At 75.4% G+C, this 14864-nt stretch carries 11 protein-coding genes; 10 read left to right on the forward strand and 1 reads right to left on the reverse strand.

Annotation, left to right across the window (positions count from 1 at the left end; all coding sequences use genetic code 11):
* Positions 1–88 precede the first annotated feature (88 nt).
* The 5 genes from PATMI_RS0110145 to PATMI_RS0110165 all read left to right on the forward strand — a co-directional run bounded on the left by PATMI_RS0110145 (position 89) and on the right by PATMI_RS0110165 (position 7151).
* A complete protein-coding gene (locus PATMI_RS0110145) occupies positions 89–2401 on the forward strand; it encodes a winged helix-turn-helix domain-containing protein (RefSeq protein WP_169738348.1) in 2313 nt (770 codons plus the stop codon).
* A complete protein-coding gene (locus PATMI_RS0110150) occupies positions 2398–2775 on the forward strand; it encodes a response regulator (RefSeq protein ID WP_026910812.1) in 378 nt (125 codons plus the stop codon). The genes PATMI_RS0110145 and PATMI_RS0110150 overlap by 4 nt, the downstream gene beginning before the upstream one ends.
* Positions 2772–5375 carry an ATP-binding protein gene (locus PATMI_RS0110155; protein WP_026910813.1) on the forward strand — a complete coding sequence of 868 codons (2604 nt, stop codon included), beginning with the start codon at positions 2772–2774 and terminating at the stop codon, positions 5373–5375. The genes PATMI_RS0110150 and PATMI_RS0110155 overlap by 4 nt, the downstream gene beginning before the upstream one ends.
* A 9-nt stretch (positions 5376–5384) precedes the next feature.
* Positions 5385–5813 (forward strand): CoA-binding protein, encoded by a 429-nt coding sequence (locus PATMI_RS0110160; protein WP_026910814.1) that lies wholly within the window; start codon positions 5385–5387, stop codon positions 5811–5813.
* 264 nt (positions 5814–6077) lie between these two features.
* Entirely contained in the window at positions 6078–7151 is a 1074-nt protein-coding gene (locus tag PATMI_RS0110165) for an SGNH/GDSL hydrolase family protein (protein WP_026910815.1), read from the forward strand.
* A gap of 6 nt (positions 7152–7157) precedes the next feature.
* On the opposite strand, the gene PATMI_RS38510 is transcribed toward PATMI_RS0110165, so the two are convergent.
* On the reverse strand, positions 7158–8468 hold the full coding sequence (locus PATMI_RS38510; protein WP_026910816.1) for an RING finger protein: 1311 nt from the start codon (positions 8466–8468) through the stop codon (positions 7158–7160).
* A 222-nt stretch (positions 8469–8690) separates the two neighbouring features.
* Between PATMI_RS38510 and PATMI_RS0110175 the strand changes: the two genes are divergently transcribed.
* The 5 genes from PATMI_RS0110175 to urtC all read left to right on the forward strand — a co-directional run bounded on the left by PATMI_RS0110175 (position 8691) and on the right by urtC (position 14843).
* Positions 8691–9920 carry a glycoside hydrolase family 3 N-terminal domain-containing protein gene (locus tag PATMI_RS0110175; RefSeq protein WP_157260706.1) on the forward strand — a complete coding sequence of 410 codons (1230 nt, stop codon included), beginning with the start codon at positions 8691–8693 and terminating at the stop codon, positions 9918–9920.
* Between the two features lie 91 nt (positions 9921–10011).
* Complete coding sequence (locus PATMI_RS0110180; protein ID WP_026910818.1) at positions 10012–10557, forward strand: dihydrofolate reductase family protein; 546 nt, start codon at positions 10012–10014, stop codon at positions 10555–10557.
* A gap of 847 nt (positions 10558–11404) precedes the next feature.
* Positions 11405–12580: an urea ABC transporter substrate-binding protein gene (urtA, locus tag PATMI_RS0110185; RefSeq protein ID WP_342673048.1), complete on the forward strand. Its 1176-nt coding sequence runs from the start codon at positions 11405–11407 to the stop codon at positions 12578–12580.
* 179 nt (positions 12581–12759) lie between these two features.
* On the forward strand, positions 12760–13650 hold the full coding sequence (gene urtB, locus PATMI_RS0110190) for an urea ABC transporter permease subunit UrtB (protein ID WP_026910820.1): 891 nt from the start codon (positions 12760–12762) through the stop codon (positions 13648–13650).
* Entirely contained in the window at positions 13647–14843 is a 1197-nt protein-coding gene (gene urtC / locus PATMI_RS0110195; protein ID WP_084269841.1) for an urea ABC transporter permease subunit UrtC, read from the forward strand. Before urtB ends, urtC begins: the two co-directional genes overlap by 4 nt.
* Positions 14844–14864: the final 21 nt, after the last annotated feature.

A 14864-nucleotide genomic window follows, 5' to 3' on the forward strand; every position in this document is an offset into this window, starting at 1 on the left:
CCGCCACGACCCTCTCCGAACCACCGTCCACCCCGGGCGGCGCTCCGCGTGCGGGGGCGGCCGGCGGCCCGGCCCGCGGAGCGACGGGATGACCGTGGCGCCCGCGGACGACCGCGTGGGCGAGGCGGACGGCGGGACGACCGCCGTCGTCTTCCCGCGCACGAAGTTCCACCGACCACCGGCCCGTGACGAGCACGTGCCCCGCGAGCTGCTGCTCGACCGCATCGACCGCAGCGGCGCCCGGATGCTCTCCGTCACCGCGCCGCCGGGCTTCGGCAAGAGCACGCTCCTGGCGCAGTGGGCCGCCACCCGGGAGGACCCGGCGCGCAGCGCGTGGGTCTCCGTCGACGCGGACGACCGCGGCGCGCGCCTGTGGGCCGCGGTCCTGGCGGCGCTGCGGCCGGTCCTCGGCGACGCGCTCGACGACGCGTTGCGGGCGTCGACGGCCCCCGATGCCGACCTGCGCGACGACGTGCTGGTCGCCCTGCTCGACGCGCTGGCGGCGACGGACGAGCCCGTCGCGCTCGTCCTCGACGACGTCCACGTCGTGCTCGACGACCAGCGCACCCGGTCGAGCGTCGACTGGGTGCTCGACCGCCTGCCCGACCCGCACGCCGTCGCGCTCGGCTCGCGGCGCACCGCGGACCTGCGGGCGCTCGGTCGCAGAAGGGTCCGCGGGGAGCTGTTCGAGGTCCGGACCGACGAGCTGCGGTTCGACCGCGACGAGAGCGCCGCGTTCGTCCGTGACGGCCTCGGGCTCGACCTCGACGACGACGCGCTGGACGTCCTCGGCGACCGCGTCGAGGGGTGGCCCGCGGCGCTCTACCTCGCCGCGCTCCGGGTCCGGATGGGCGAGCCGATCGCCGAGCTCCTCGGCGGCAGCCTCGGCCGGGGTGACGAGGAGCTCTTCGGCGGCCTGGCGGACGAGGTGCTCGCGTCCTGGCCGCCCCACCACCGGCGCTTCGTCCGCGAGGCGTCGATCCTGCCGCGGTTCACCGCCGACCTCTGCGTCCGCACGCTCGGCGGCGACCCCGACGAGACGCGTCAGGCGTTCCGGGAGCTCACGCGCACGTCGCTCCTCCTGATCCCGCTGGACCGCGGCCGCACGTGGTTCCGCTGCCACCACCTGCTGCGCGACGTCCTCCGCGGCCGGCTCGAGGACGAGGAGCCCGAGCGGGCCCGCGAGCTCCACGTGCGCGCCGGAGCGTGGCTGGAGAGCGAGGGCGGCGAGAGCGAGCTCTACGAGGCGCTCGAGCACTACCTGGCGGCGCGCAGCTGGGAACCCGCGGCCGAGCTCCTGGCCACCCACGCGCTCCGCCTCGTCGGCTTCGGGGTCCTCGCCGCCCGCGCCCGCGACTGGCTCGCCCGGTTCCCGCCCGAGCTGCGGCACCGCGACGCGCGCCTCGCGTACGTGGCGGCCCTCGTCGCGGCGGTCGACGGCGACCGCGCCGGCCGCGACGCCTGGCTCTCGAGCGGCGCCGAGGCCGGGTGGGACGGCCCGATGCCCGACGGCACCGCGTCCTACGCCCTGGCGGCGGACGCCCTCACCGCGCTGGTCTGCTTCGACGACGTCGGGACCGCGCTGGCCGCCGGCGCCCGGGTCCTCGACGCGCTGCCCCGCGCCGCGCCGGCCCGATCCGCCGTCGAGGCCGCGACCGCCTGGCACGAGCTGCTGCGCGGCCACCTCGACGCCGCGGAGGCCCTGGCCTACCGCGCGCTCGCCGGGCAGGAGCTGCTGCCGGCGGTCGGCCTGCCGCTCGTCGGCCCGCTCTCGGCCGCCGTCGTCGCCCTCGTGGCGCTCGACCGCGGGGACGTCGACGTCGCCGCCGGGTACGTCGCCGACGCGGAGACCGCGCTCCAGCACGGGCCGCTCCGCACCGCCCCGCAGGCCCTCCCGGTCGTGGCCGCCCGCGCCCGCCTGGCGCTCGTCCACGGTCGCAGCGGCGACGCCGTCCTCCTCTGCCGCGCCGGGCTCGAGCACGCGCGCGGCTGGCGCGACCCGTCGCTGATGGTCCCGGCGCTCCTCGTCGAGCTGGCCCGGGCGTGCACGGCGGAGGGCGACCACGACGGGGCGGCGGAGGCCCTGCGCGAGGCCCGGGAGCGCGTCGACCCGGCGCGCGACCCCGGCGCGCTGCGGGCCTCGATCGCCGCGCTCCCGGCGGGCCGGCAGGTCCGTGCCGCGGGGAGCGGCGCCGAGCTCAGCGAGCGCGAGCTCGACGTCCTGCGCGCGCTCGCCGGGTCGGGCAGCCTGCGCGACGTCGCCGCCGGGCTCCGCGTGTCGCACAACACCGTGAAGACCCACGCGCGCACGCTCTACGCGAAGCTCGGCGTGGCCTCGCGGGCCGACGCCGTCGCCGCGGGCCGGGAGCTCGGTCTGCTCGGACGAGGGGGGCGGCCGTGAGCCTCGGCGACCGGACCGTGATGGTGGTCGAGGACCACCAGTTCCAGCGGCTGACGATGCTCCAGATCCTCGCGAACCTCGGGGCCGGGGAGATCCTCGAGGCCGCCGACGGCGAGGGGGCGCTCGAACTCGTCGACGGTGGGCAGGTCCCGGACGTCGTGCTCTGCGACCTCGACATGCCGGGGATCGACGGGGTCGCGTTCCTCCGCGAGCTCGTCGCCCGCGGCGTCGCCGCCGACGTCGTGATCGTCTCCGGGCTCGAGGGCGACCGCCTGGCCGCGGCGGAGGCCGAGACCCGCGCGGCCGGCGTCCTGCTGCGCGGCACGATCGTCAAGCCGCTGACCGCCCGCCGCCTGCTGTCGGTGCTGTCGTGAGCCCGTCCGGCCGCCGCGCCCCGTCCATCCGCCAGGCGCTCGGCGGGCTGCTCGGGATCGTCGTCGTGCTCGCCGTCGCGCTCCTCTTCGTCACGGTGCTGCAGCTGCGCACCGCGAACGACCGGACGACGGCCGAGCAGTCGCGGATGACGTCGTTCCGGCTCGCCGACCAGATGCGGCAGACGTCCAACGACCTGACGCGGATGGTCCGCCTCTACGTCTCGACCGGCCAGCCGCGGTACCGCGGCTACTACGACCAGATCCTCGCGATCCGTGCCGGCGAGGCACCGCGGCCGGTGCACTACGACTCGTCGTTCTGGGACCGCGTGCTGTCCCGCGGGTCGAAGGGGATCGCGACCGGCCCGCCGGTCTCGCTCAGCGAGCTGATGCGCCGAGCGCACTTCTCGACCGAGGAGTTCCGGGCGCTCGGCGCCTCGCTCGACGCCTCCAACGCGCTGGCGACGACCGAGCTGCAGGTCATGACCCGCGTGGCGCCGCGGATCCGGCGCGGCGTCGACGCGGACTACGCCCGCGACGTGCGCGGGCAGTACCGACGTCTGGTGGACGCCGAGTACCACCTGATGAAGGACCGGATCATGGAGGCGATCGAGCGGTTCACGAGCGTCGTCGACCGCCGCACCGGCGCCCGCGCCGACGCGCTCCAGGCCCGCACCAACCGGCTGCTCGTCGCGCAGGGCTCGCTCCTCGCGCTCCTCGTCCTGGCGTTCGCGTTCGTCCTCGCCTACTCGGCCCGCGCCGTCGTCCGGCCGCTCGGGCGCCTCACCGCCGTCGCCCGCCGCATCCGCCAGGGCGACTGGTCGGAGCGCGCGACCCCGGCCGAGGGCGTCCGCGAGCTGCGGCAGCTCGCCGGCGACTTCGACGAGATGGCCGACGCCGTCCAGCGCGACCAGAGCGACCTCCTGCGCGCCCGCGAGGCCGCGGAGACCGCCGACCGCGCGAAGTCGGCGTTCCTGGCGATGGTCTCCCACGAGCTCCGCACGCCGCTGGTCGCCGTCACGGGCACCCTCGAGGTCCTCGCCCTCGACGAGCTCGAGGACCGCCAGCGCGAGCTCGTCGACGTGGCGCTGCGCTCCGCGTCGACCCTCCTGGCGGTGATCGGCGACGTCCTCGACTTCTCGAAGATCGAGTCCGGCCACCTCGACCTCGATCCGCGTCCGGTGGTCGTCGGACGGGTCGTCGAGGAGCTCGCCGCGCAGTACCGCCACACCGCCTCGGCGAAGGGCGTCCGCCTGCGTGCCCGGGTCGACCCGGCGCTCGCGCCCGTCCACCGCGTCGACGCCGACCGCCTGCGACAGGTCCTCGGCAACCTGCTCTCCAACGCCATCAAGTACACGCCGGGCGGCGCGGTCGACCTGCGGCTCACGGTCGGCGGGCCGGGTGCGGCCGGGTCGCCGACCTGCGAGCAGGCGGGGGCGGACCCGGACGCCACGGGGTCCGGCGTGGCCCGGGCGGCCGCCGCGGGCGATCACGACGACCTCGGCGTCCCCGGGACCGACGGGCCGGGCGATCGGTGCGTGCCCGTCCAGCACGTCACGTTCGAGGTCCGGGACACCGGGATCGGCGTCGCGCCGGAGGACCAGGAGCGGCTGTTCGCCCCGTTCGCGCAGGTCCGCGCCCGGACGGACGGCACGGGCCTCGGGCTCGTGATCGCCCGGCAGCTGACCGAGGCGATGGGCGGCAGCCTGACGATGGAGAGCGCGGTCGGCGCGGGCACGACGATGCGCGTGGCGCTCGACCTCCCGGTCTCCGACGAGGCCGAGCAGCACCTGCTCGCGACCCCTCCCGGCGGCACCACCGCGCGCCGGCGCCTGCCGACCCGGGCGGAGTGCGAAGCCGACCGCTCCCTCGTCCTGCTCGTCGAGGATCACCCCGTCAACCGCGAGGTCCTCCAGCACCAGCTCGAGACGATCGGCTTCGTCACCGACGTCGCCGCCGACGCGGGCGAGGCCCTCGAGCACCTCCGCGCCACCCGGTACGGGCTCGTCCTCAGCGACGTCCAGCTGCCCGACCGCGACGGCTACGCGCTCGTCCGCGCGTGGCGGGCGGAGGAGCGCGCGATCCCCGGCCGCGAGCGCGTCCCGATCGTCGCCCTCACCGCCAGCGCGGTGCACGGCGAGGAGGAGCGCTGCCGGGCTGCCGGGATGGACGACCTCGTCACGAAGCCCGCGCCGATGGCCGTCCTCGCCGGGACCCTGCGCCGCTGGCTCCCGCACGTCGCCTGGTCGGAGTCCGTCGTCACCGGCGCACCGGGCGGCACCGGCTTCGACCTCGACGTCCTGCGCGAGCTGACCGAGGGCGACGTCGAGCTGGAGGAGCGGCTGCTCCGGACCTACGCGGAGTCGATGCGGGAGGACCTCTCCGCAGCCGACCGCGTGCTCGAGGACGGCGACCGGACCGCCCTGCGCCGCGTCGCGCACCAGGTCGTCGGCGCGAGCCGGACGGTGGGCGCGCGGCGCATCGCCGACGCGGCCCTCAGGCTGCAGCGCGCCCTCGACGACGGCGACCCCGACCCCGTCGAGCTGGAACGCCTGGTCGAGGCGCTCCGGCAGGCGACCGGGGCGCTCGTGGCGGTGGCGTAGCCTCGGTCCATGAGCGGCACGATCGACGGGGTGGACGACGAGACGGTGCGGGCGCTGCTGGCCACGCCGCGGACGTGGGCGGTCGTCGGCTGCTCCCCGCGTCCCGACCGCGACAGCCACCGGATCGCGGCGCTCCTGCGCTCGTGGGGCAACACGATCGTCCCGATCCACCCGCAGGCGGACGAGATCCTCGGCGAGCGCGCGTACCCGTCGCTCGCCGCCGCACGGGCCGACCACGCGATCGATGTCGTCGACGTCTTCCGGCGCTCCGAGGAGGCCGGGGTGCACGTCGACGAGGCCGTGGAGGTCGGGGCGACCGCCGCGTGGCTCCAGCTCGGGGTGATCGACGTCGATGCGGCGGCCCGCGGGAGGGCGGCCGGGCTGACCGTCGTGATGAACCGCTGCCCCGCGATCGAGGGCCCGCGGCTGCGGAGTTGAGCGCCCGTGCACCCCCCGATCGTCCGGGTTCGCGAAAGAGGGCGCATCCACGCGCGAGATCGTGGAGTATTGGCAGGTAGTGGTCGTCTGCAGCGGCCACTGCTGTCCGTGTTGTCGATCCCCGCTGAGCGCCCGCGCGCGTCGGACACGGACGAAACGCGAATGCGTTTCCCACTGGCCGGGCCCTCGCTGACGAGCGAGGGCTCGCGTCGTTCCGGGGCCGTTCTCGACGGTCTGGCCCCTCCGGCGTACGAGGCTCGCCCGGTGGTCCCCCGCCCCGTCGCCGCCGGACGCGTCCGGTCACCGGCGCACATCGCGCTGCTCGTCCTCCTGCTCCTCCTCGCCGCGGTCGCGGCCGGACCGGCGTCCGCCGCGGCCCCCTCGGGCAAGCCGTACGTGGCCCTCGGCGACTCCTACTCGTCGGGGCCCGGCCTCGAACCGACGCGCGAGCCCGGCTGCGCGCGGTCGGCCGTGAACTACGCCTCGGTCCTCGCGCGGGAGCTCGGCCTCGGCGCCGAGCGACGCGGCCGCTGGGCCGACTACAGCTGTGCCGGGGCCACCGCGGCCGGACCGGGCACGAGCGTCCCCGTGCAGGTCGGCTGGGCCGCGGCGGACCGCACGATCGGGCCCGCGACCCGCGTCGTCACGTTCACCGCCGGCGGCAACGATCCGTGGGCGGGACGCGACCACGACACGCTCTACGACGTCCTCGCGGCATGCGTGCGCGCCGGGACGCCGTGCGGCCCCGCCCGCCGCGCGGGACCCTTGGCGCAGCTGCTCCCCGACGCGCTGACGGACCTGCTCCCGAGCGACCTGATGCGCGCCGTCGCCTCCGTCCTGGCCGGCGACGACGAGCGCTCGCGGTGGCTGTCGCCCGACGACCTGACGCCGGGCCGCATGACCGCGACGCTGCGCCCGGCGGTCGCCGCGATCCGGGCCCGGGCCCCGCGCGCGACGATCGCGGTCGTCGGCTACCCGCGCGTGGTCCCGCCCACGGGGTCGTCCGGGTGCGCGGGGCCCGTCGGCCTGGGGTGGGCGCTCGACGCCGACGAGGTCACGTACCTCGACGCGCTGCTGGCCGCCTACGACCGGGCGCAGCGCGCGGCCGCGGCGGCGCTGGGCCGCTCGTCCGGGCCGGTCCGCTTCGTCGACGTGCGCACGCCCAGCGCCGGGCACGACCTGTGCGCCGGCGACGCCGCCTGGGTCAGCGCCCCGGTCCTCGGCGGCCTCGGGTTCCTCGGCGAGAGCCTCCACCCGAAGGACGCGGGGATGGCCGAGATCGCCGGGCTCGTCGAGCGCGCCACGTCGGTCGAGGGGCTCCGGCCGCGGCGGCGGTGAGGCGCTTCAGCAGTTGGACGACGGCCGCCGCGCGTGGAGCGGGTCGGCGTAGGTGATCCGCCACTTCCCGTCCACGCGGACCAGCGTGTAGACGAAGTCGAAGCGCCAGCAGCCGTCCTTGTCCAGCGTCCGCAGGCCGACCCCGACCCGGCCCGACGACGCCCCGGCGCTCAGCCGCGTCACGCGGTCGAACTTCACGCGACGGAGCCCGTCCTGCGTGGCGATCGGAACCCACCGGGCGGCCGGACCGGCCTTCCGCAGGGCGCTGCCCGTCAGGAACCCGTGGGCCTTGTAGTAGTCGTTGTCGGCCCGTGCCTGCCAGTGGCGGCGGAGCGTCTGCTCCATCGCGCCGGTGTTCGTCTCGGTCCGCCAGGTCTGGTGCTCGGCGCCGATCAGGCCCTCGTTCGTGCTGCTCGTCGTCCGCTGCCGCCCGTTGGGCGGACGGGTGGGTTCCGGCGGCGGCGACGCCTCGGTCGTCGGCGGTGCGCCCTCCGTGGTCGGCGGGTCCTCGCCGGTCGACGGATCCGTCGTGGTCCCGCCGGACCCGGTGGTGGTGCCGCTCCCCGTGGTCGTGGCGGTGGTGCTCCCGCCGGAACCGGTCCCGGTCCCACGGGTCGTCGTGGTGTCCGGCCGCGGCCCGGTCGTCACCGCGGCCTCGGTGCTCGTCGTCGGATCGCCGTCGTCCTGCGAGAGGACGATCGCCGCGGCACCGCCGACGATCGCGAGCGCGAGGACCAGCACCGCGGCGATCAGTCCGCCACGGCCGCGGCCCGGCGACGGTGCGCCCGGCGGTGGGGTCTGCGACCACGCGTTCGACGGCGGTGGCCCGCCGAGCGGCGCGCCCTGCGGCGGTGGGCCGGAGGACGAGCCGGTGCCCGGCCGGCCTGCGGCGGGGTGGACGGCGGTCGGGTCGTCCGCGGGGTGCGGGCCGCCGGGGACGCCCGCTGGGAAGCCGGCGGGCGGACCGCCGGGGCCGGGGCGGTCGGCGCCCGCGGCACCGGCGCCCGGGGTGGCGGACGCGGGGTGGCCGGGCCGATCGCCGGTACCGGGATGGGCGACCGTGGGGGCCTCGGTTCCGGTGCCGGCGGCCCCGGTGGGCGTCGCCGGGAGCGGCCCACGGCCGGCTCCGGTCCGTGGGCCGGACGCGCACCCGGTCACGGCACAGCCCTCGCCCTCGACCCAGCAGTCGTCGTGGTGGACCGCGCTGCACGTCCCGCACTGCACGACCTGGGCGCCGGACTTCAGCGGGAACCGGCAGTACGGGCAGGAGCGGCCGACGTCGTCCTGGGTCGCCGTGCGGCTGGTGGGTTCGGACATGGCTCGGGCGGTCGGACGCGGGCGGAGGCCCCGGGACGGTGGACGGTGTGGGCGGCGCTCCCCGCGGACGACGCCGGCGCGTGGAGTGCGACGAGGTCGAGGGCGGGGCGCGCCCGTGGACGGCGTGCGCGGAAGCATGACGGCCGGCGGGGCCCGGCGCCAGGGGCCGTTCGGCGGATCTGCCGGTGCGGGGCCGGGGACGATGTCCTAGTGTCCGGCCCGATGCCGGCGCCGCGCACACGGAAGCTCGCTCCCGGGGCGGCGTCGCGCGGCCGGGCGCTCGCGCACGGGACGGCGGTCGCCCTGGTGCTCGGCCTCGCCGGGTGCGGCGGTGGCGACGACCCGGACCCGACCCCGCGCGCGGCGACCACGCAGGAGGCCCCGCCCGTCGAGACCCGCGCCGCCGCCACGACCACCACGACGCCGACGACGACGGAGGCCGCGCCGACGACGACCGCGGAGGCCCCCGCCACGGCGTCGGAGCTGTCGGACGCCGAGGCGCTCGGGCAGATGGTCGTCGCGCGGTTCACCGGGACGACGCCGTCGAGCGCGCTGCTGGGGCGGATCGAGCGCGGCGAGGCCGGAGGCGTGATCCTCTTCAAGGACAACGTCACGGGCGGCACCGCGCAGGTGCAGCGGCTCGTCCGGCGACTCCAGGCCGCCGCGCGTCGGGGGGACCGTCCGCCGCTCCTGGTCGCGATCGACCAGGAGGGCGGTGAGATCCGGCGCCTGCCCGGGCCGCCCGCCGCCGACGCCGCGAACATGGGCACCGCGACGGAGGTCCGTCGCCAGGGCCGCCTGACCGCCCGCGCGCTGGAGCGCGTCGGCGTCAACCTCGACCTCGCACCGCTGGCCGACGTCTCCAGCGGGCCGTCGTCGTTCCTCGGCGATCGTGCCTTCGGGAGGTCGCCGTCGCGGGTCGCCTCGCGGGCGTGCGCGTTCGCCGACGGGCTCCGGTCCGGCGGCGTCGGTGCCACGCTCAAGCACTTCCCCGGGCTGGGCCGCGCGACGACGAACACCGACTTCGACCGCACGCGGATCCCCGGGTCGCTGTCGACGATCCGCCGCGACTACGCCGCGTACGAGCGGTGCGGGAAGGCGGCGACGACGATCGTGATGATGAGCAGCGCGATCTACCCCGACGCGCTCGGCCCCGACCCGGCCGTGATCACCCCCGCCGCGTACCGCCGCGAGCTCCGCCGCGCCACCGGCGGCGACCCGCTCACGATCAGCGACGACCTGGAGACCCCGGCGGTCCAGGCGCACTCCCGGCCGTCGCGACGCGCGGTGAACGCCGGACTGGACCTGCTCCTCTACGCCCGCACCGAGCGGGCCTCGGCGCAGGCGTACGGGGTGCTCGTGAAGGACGTCGCGGCCGGGCGGATCGAGGCGGCGCGGGTGCAGGACGCGGCTCGGCGGATCGTCGCGCTGAAGCGGCGGATCGCCGAGTAGCGGCCGGTCTGCGGGTGTCCGGGCGCCCCGCCGATGAGTCCGGCGCGCCGCGGCGGTCCACCCTCCACGGACCTCCGGCACGAGGAGCACGATGAGCACCCTGATCTACTCGGCGACGATGTCGTTGGACGGCTTCATCGCCGGTCCCGGCGGCGACATGTCGTGGCTGACCCCGCACCTGGAGGGGCCGAACCCGGACGCCGACGCGCTGGTCCCGCGCGTCGGGGCGGTGCTCGTCGGCGGCACGACGTTCCGGGGTGACGACCCCAATCGCGGCGACGCCGAGAAGGAGGGTGCGTTCAGCGGCGGATGGGAGGGACCGCACGTCGTCCTGACCCGTCGTCCTCCGGTCCGTCCCGCAGCCGGACTGACGTTCGTGAGCGACGTCGGCGAGGCGATCACGACTGCCCGTGAGGCCGCGGGGGACCTCGACGTCCACGTTCTCGGGGCGGTGACGGCTCGGGCCTGCCTCGACGCGGGCGCCCTGGACGAGATCGTCGTCTTCGTCGCGCCGGTCCTCTTGGGCGACGGCGTCCGGCTCTTCGAACGGCCGGGCGGCACCGACGTCCGCCTGGAGCGGCTGGCGGCGGGCGGCCCGCCGAACGCGTCGTACCTGCGGTACCGCGTCCTGCGCTGAGCGGGAGGCCCCGAAGGCGGTCGTCCGGGCGTTCCGGGGTCGCGGATGGTCGGTCTCCGACCATCGGTGACCGTGGCGTCCGAGACGGCGGTTGGCTCGGGGTTCGGGAGGTCACGGATGGTCGGTCTCCGACCATCGGTGACCGTGGCACCCGGGTCGCCGGCGGCCACGGGGGTCGGCGGTCGTCGGTGGTCGGTCTCCGACCATCGGTGACCGTGGCACCCGGGTCGCCGGTCCGCGGGCCGCCCCGAACCCCGACCACCCACCGACCGGGTGACCCCGTCCTTCACCTGGGGTGAGGGACGCCGCCGACGGGTGAGGCGTCGGCCTCCCGCTCACCCCCGCGGGGGCCTAGCAGCCCCGGGGGTGAGGTGAACGGCGCCGTGGTCGTCCCGACAGGCGCCCCGACGTCGTCCATCGGGCGCACGGCGACCGGCCCGGCGGGCGGGACGCTCCTCCTGTCCAGTCCACCGACGTCGCGACCGCCTCTCCTTGGGCGGTCGCGGCGCTCGGCGGACCGGACGGGCGTCGTCCTCACCGGCGGCGCCCTGACCGTCATCCCGGCCGGCCCACACCGACCGGACAGGACCCGGCCGGCCCACACCGACCGGGCAGGACCCCGGCCGGCCCACACCGTCCGGGCGACATCCCCGCCGGTGCACCCCGGCAGGGCAGGACCCCGGCCGGCGACCCCGACCGGGCAGCACCCCGGCCGGCCCACACCGCCCGGGTCCACCGCCGGCCGGGTCCGCCCCGGCCGCCAACCCTGGAGGCCGTCGTGCCAGCACGACCGAAGCACCGCACCGCACGTACATGGATGGCGACCGGGCTGCTCTGCGCAGTCGGGATGTTCGCCACCGGCTGCGCCGGAGACGACGACACGACCACCGCGTCGAGCACCAGCGGCGGCAACACGATCAAGGTCGGCGTCCTGCACTCGCTGTCGGGCACGATGGCCATCTCCGAGGTCTCGGTGAAGGACTCCGAGCTCCTCGCGATGGAGGAGATCAACGCCAAGGGCGGCGTGCTCGGCAAGAAGCTCGAGCCGGTCATCGAGGACGGCGCGTCCGACTGGCCGACGTTCGCCGAGAAGGCCCAGAAGCTCATCTCGCAGGACAAGGTCGCAGCCACCTTCGGCGGCTGGACGTCGGCGTCGCGCAAGGCGATGCTCCCCGTCTTCGAGCGCAACAAGTCGCTCCTGTACTACCCGGTCCAGTACGAGGGCCTCGAGGCCTCGCCGTACATCTTCTACACCGGTGCGACGACCAACCAGCAGATCATCCCGGCGCTCGAGTACCTGAAGGAGCAGAAGAAGACGAAGACGATCTACCTCGTCGGCTCCGACTACGTCTTCCCGCGCACCGCCAACAAGGAGATCAAGGCCTGGGCCAAGGCCAACGGCATGAAGGTCCTCGGCGAGGAGTACGCGCCGCTGGGCTCGACCGAGTTCTCGACGATCGTGAACAAGGTCAAGGCCGCGAAGCCCGACGCGATCTTCAACACCCTGAACGGCGACTCGAACGTCGCGTTCTTCAAGCAGCTCGAGGGCGCCGGCCTGCCGTCGAGCAAGCTGCCGGTCGTCTCCGTCTCGGTCGCCGAGGACGAGGTCCGTGGCATCGGCGCCTCGAAGGTCAAGGGCCAGCTCGTGGCGTGGAACTACTACCAGACGACCAAGGGCGCGACGAACGACGCGTTCGTCAAGGCGTACAAGGCGAAGTACGGCCAGAAGCGCGTCACCGACGACCCGATCGAGGCCGGCTACGTCGGCGTGAAGCTCTGGGCCGCCGCGGTCGAGAAGGCCGGCTCCACCGACCCCGAGAAGGTCAAGGCCGCGTCCAAGGGCCTGACGATGGACGCCCCCGAGGGCAAGGTCACGATCGACGGCGAGAACCAGCACATCTACAAGACCGCCCGGATCGGCGTCATCAACGACAAGGGCCTGATCGACACGGTCTGGGAGTCCAAGGGCCCGATCAAGCCCGACCCGTTCCTGAAGACCTACCCCTGGGCCGAGGGCCTCTAGGACGGACCCGGAGGCCGGTCGCGGCCGCCCGGATCCCACCCGACCGTCCGGGCCGGCGCGCACGCAGCGCGCCGGCCCGGACACGGTGCCGGCGGCGACGCCCCGGCGCCTGCGTCGTGGGACCGGGGTGCCTCGTCCACCCGACCTCCGCCCGTCCCGGCCACCCGAAAGGAGCCCCCGTGGAACAGCTGCTCTCCCAGATCTTCGTCGGTCTCAGCATCGGCTCGATCCTGCTGCTCGTCGCGCTCGGCCTGACGTTCACGTTCGGCCAGATGGGCGTCATCAACATGGCGCACGGCGAGTTCATCATGGCCGGCGCGTACACGACCTACGTGCTGCAGCAGGCGCTCGGCGACGGCGCGACCGCCACCGCCTTCCTCCTCGCCATCCCGGTCGCGCTCGTCGTCGCCGGCACCATGGGCCTGCTCCTCGAGGTCCTCCTCATCAAGCGGCTCTACGGGCGACCGCTCGACACGCTGCTGGTCACCTGGGGCGTCGCCCTGATCCTCCAGCAGGCCGCCCGTGACATCTTCGGCGCCCAGAACGTCGAGGTGAAGAGCCCCGGCTGGCTCGACGGCGGCACCACCCTGATCGGCGTCGACGTCGCCTACAACCGGCTCTTCATCATGGCCCTCGCGGTCGCCGCGACCGCCGGCGCCTGGTACGTCGTGTCGAAGCTCAAGCAGGGCCGCCGGATGCGCGCGGTCATGCAGAACCGGCAGCTCGCCGCGGCCTCGGGCGTGAAGACCGCGAGCGTCGACCGCCGCACGTTCTTCCTCGGCTCCGGCCTCGCCGGCGTCGCGGGCGTCGCGCTGACCCAGCTCGGCTCGGTCGGCCCGACGCTCGGCACGAACTACATCATCGACGCGTTCCTGGTCGTCGTCGCCGGCGGGCTCGGGAAGCTCCGCGGCGCCGTGATCGCGGCCGTCGTCCTCGGGCTCTGCAACTCGCTGATCGAGTACTGGACCGAGGCCAGCCTGGCGAAGGTCATCGTCTTCGCGCTGATCGTCGCGTTCCTGCAGTTCCGGCCACAGGGCATCGTCGCCCAGGAGACGAGGGGTCTCGCATGAACACGTCCACGGACACCACCGGCGCGGCGAAGGCCGCGCCGGCCGGCGGGACGGGCACGCCCGGTCCCGGCTGGTTCAAGCGCCGCGTGATCGGTACGAAGGCCGACGTCGTGCCCCGGATCACCTTCGCGGTCGTCGCGTTCCTGCTGATCGTCGTCGCGCCGGGGATGCTCACCGCGTTCCGGCTCGACCTGCTCGCGAAGTACCTCGTCTTCGCGATCGTCGCGGTCGGGATCGCGCTGGCCTGGGGGCGCGGCGGGATGCTCGTCCTCGGCCAGGGCCTGTTCTTCGGCCTCGGCGGCTACGTCATGGCGATGCACCTCCAGTTGGCGGACGCCGGACCGGGGGAGAAGCCGATGTTCATGAGCCTCACCGGCGCCTCCGACCTGCCGGGGCTGTGGGAGCCGTTCCGCTCCCCGGTCTTCACCCTGGTGATGGTCGTCGCCCTGCCGATGGCCGTCGCGACGCTCCTCGGGCTGCTCGTCTTCCGCAGCCGCGTCCGCGGGCCGTACTTCGCGATCCTGACCCAGGCGCTCGCCGCGGCGTTCGTGATCCTCCTCGTCGGCCAGCAGGACCTGACGGGCGGCACGAACGGCCTGACGGTCTCCACGTTCTTCGGCCTGGACCTGGCGAAGAACAGCGACAAGCTGACGCTCTACTTCATCGTGCTCGCGGTCCTGCTGGTCGTCTTCCTGATCGCCCGGCAGATGGTCAAGAGCCGCTACGGCCAGCTGCTCGTCGCGGTCCGGGACGGGGAGGACCGCGTGCGGTTCCTCGGCTACAGCCCGACGACGGTGAAGGTCGTGGCGTTCGCGACCGCCGCCGGCATGGCGGGCGTCGCCGGGGCGCTGTTCGTGCCGATCGTCGGGATCATCTCGCCGACGTCGCTCGGCATCGTGCCGTCGATCGAGATGGTCATCTGGGTCGCCGTCGGCGGCCGGGTCTCGATGGCCGGGGCGATCGCGGGTGCGCTGCTCGTGAACTTCGCGAAGACGGAGCTCAGCGAGGCGATGCCCTCCGGCTGGCTCTACGCGCAGGGCCTGCTGTTCATCCTCGTCGTCGCGTTCGCGCCGCGCGGGCTGGCGGGCGTCGGCGACTGGTGGCGCGAGAACCGCGACCGCTTCGACCGCTTCCGACCCGGGGCACGCACGGCCGCACCCGCGTCCGGCGCGGCCGCGGGGGAGGGCGCATGAGCCGCCGCACGACCACCGGGG

The organism is Patulibacter minatonensis DSM 18081, assembly GCF_000519325.1.
Lineage (GTDB): Bacteria > Actinomycetota > Thermoleophilia > Solirubrobacterales > Solirubrobacteraceae > Patulibacter > Patulibacter minatonensis.

Coding starts and splice junctions, on each gene's coding strand:
- PATMI_RS0110145 (WP_169738348.1), top strand. CDS start 89: ATGACCGTGGCGCCCGCGGACGACCGCGTGGGCGAGGCGGACGGCGGG.
- PATMI_RS0110160 (WP_026910814.1), top strand. CDS start 5,385: ATGAGCGGCACGATCGACGGGGTGGACGACGAGACGGTGCGGGCGCTG.
- PATMI_RS38510 (WP_026910816.1), bottom strand. CDS start 8,468: ATGTCCGAACCCACCAGCCGCACGGCGACCCAGGACGACGTCGGCCGC.
- PATMI_RS0110175 (WP_157260706.1), top strand. CDS start 8,691: ATGCCGGCGCCGCGCACACGGAAGCTCGCTCCCGGGGCGGCGTCGCGC.
- PATMI_RS0110180 (WP_026910818.1), top strand. CDS start 10,012: ATGAGCACCCTGATCTACTCGGCGACGATGTCGTTGGACGGCTTCATC.
- urtA (WP_342673048.1), top strand. CDS start 11,405: ATGTTCGCCACCGGCTGCGCCGGAGACGACGACACGACCACCGCGTCG.
- urtC (WP_084269841.1), top strand. CDS start 13,647: ATGAACACGTCCACGGACACCACCGGCGCGGCGAAGGCCGCGCCGGCC.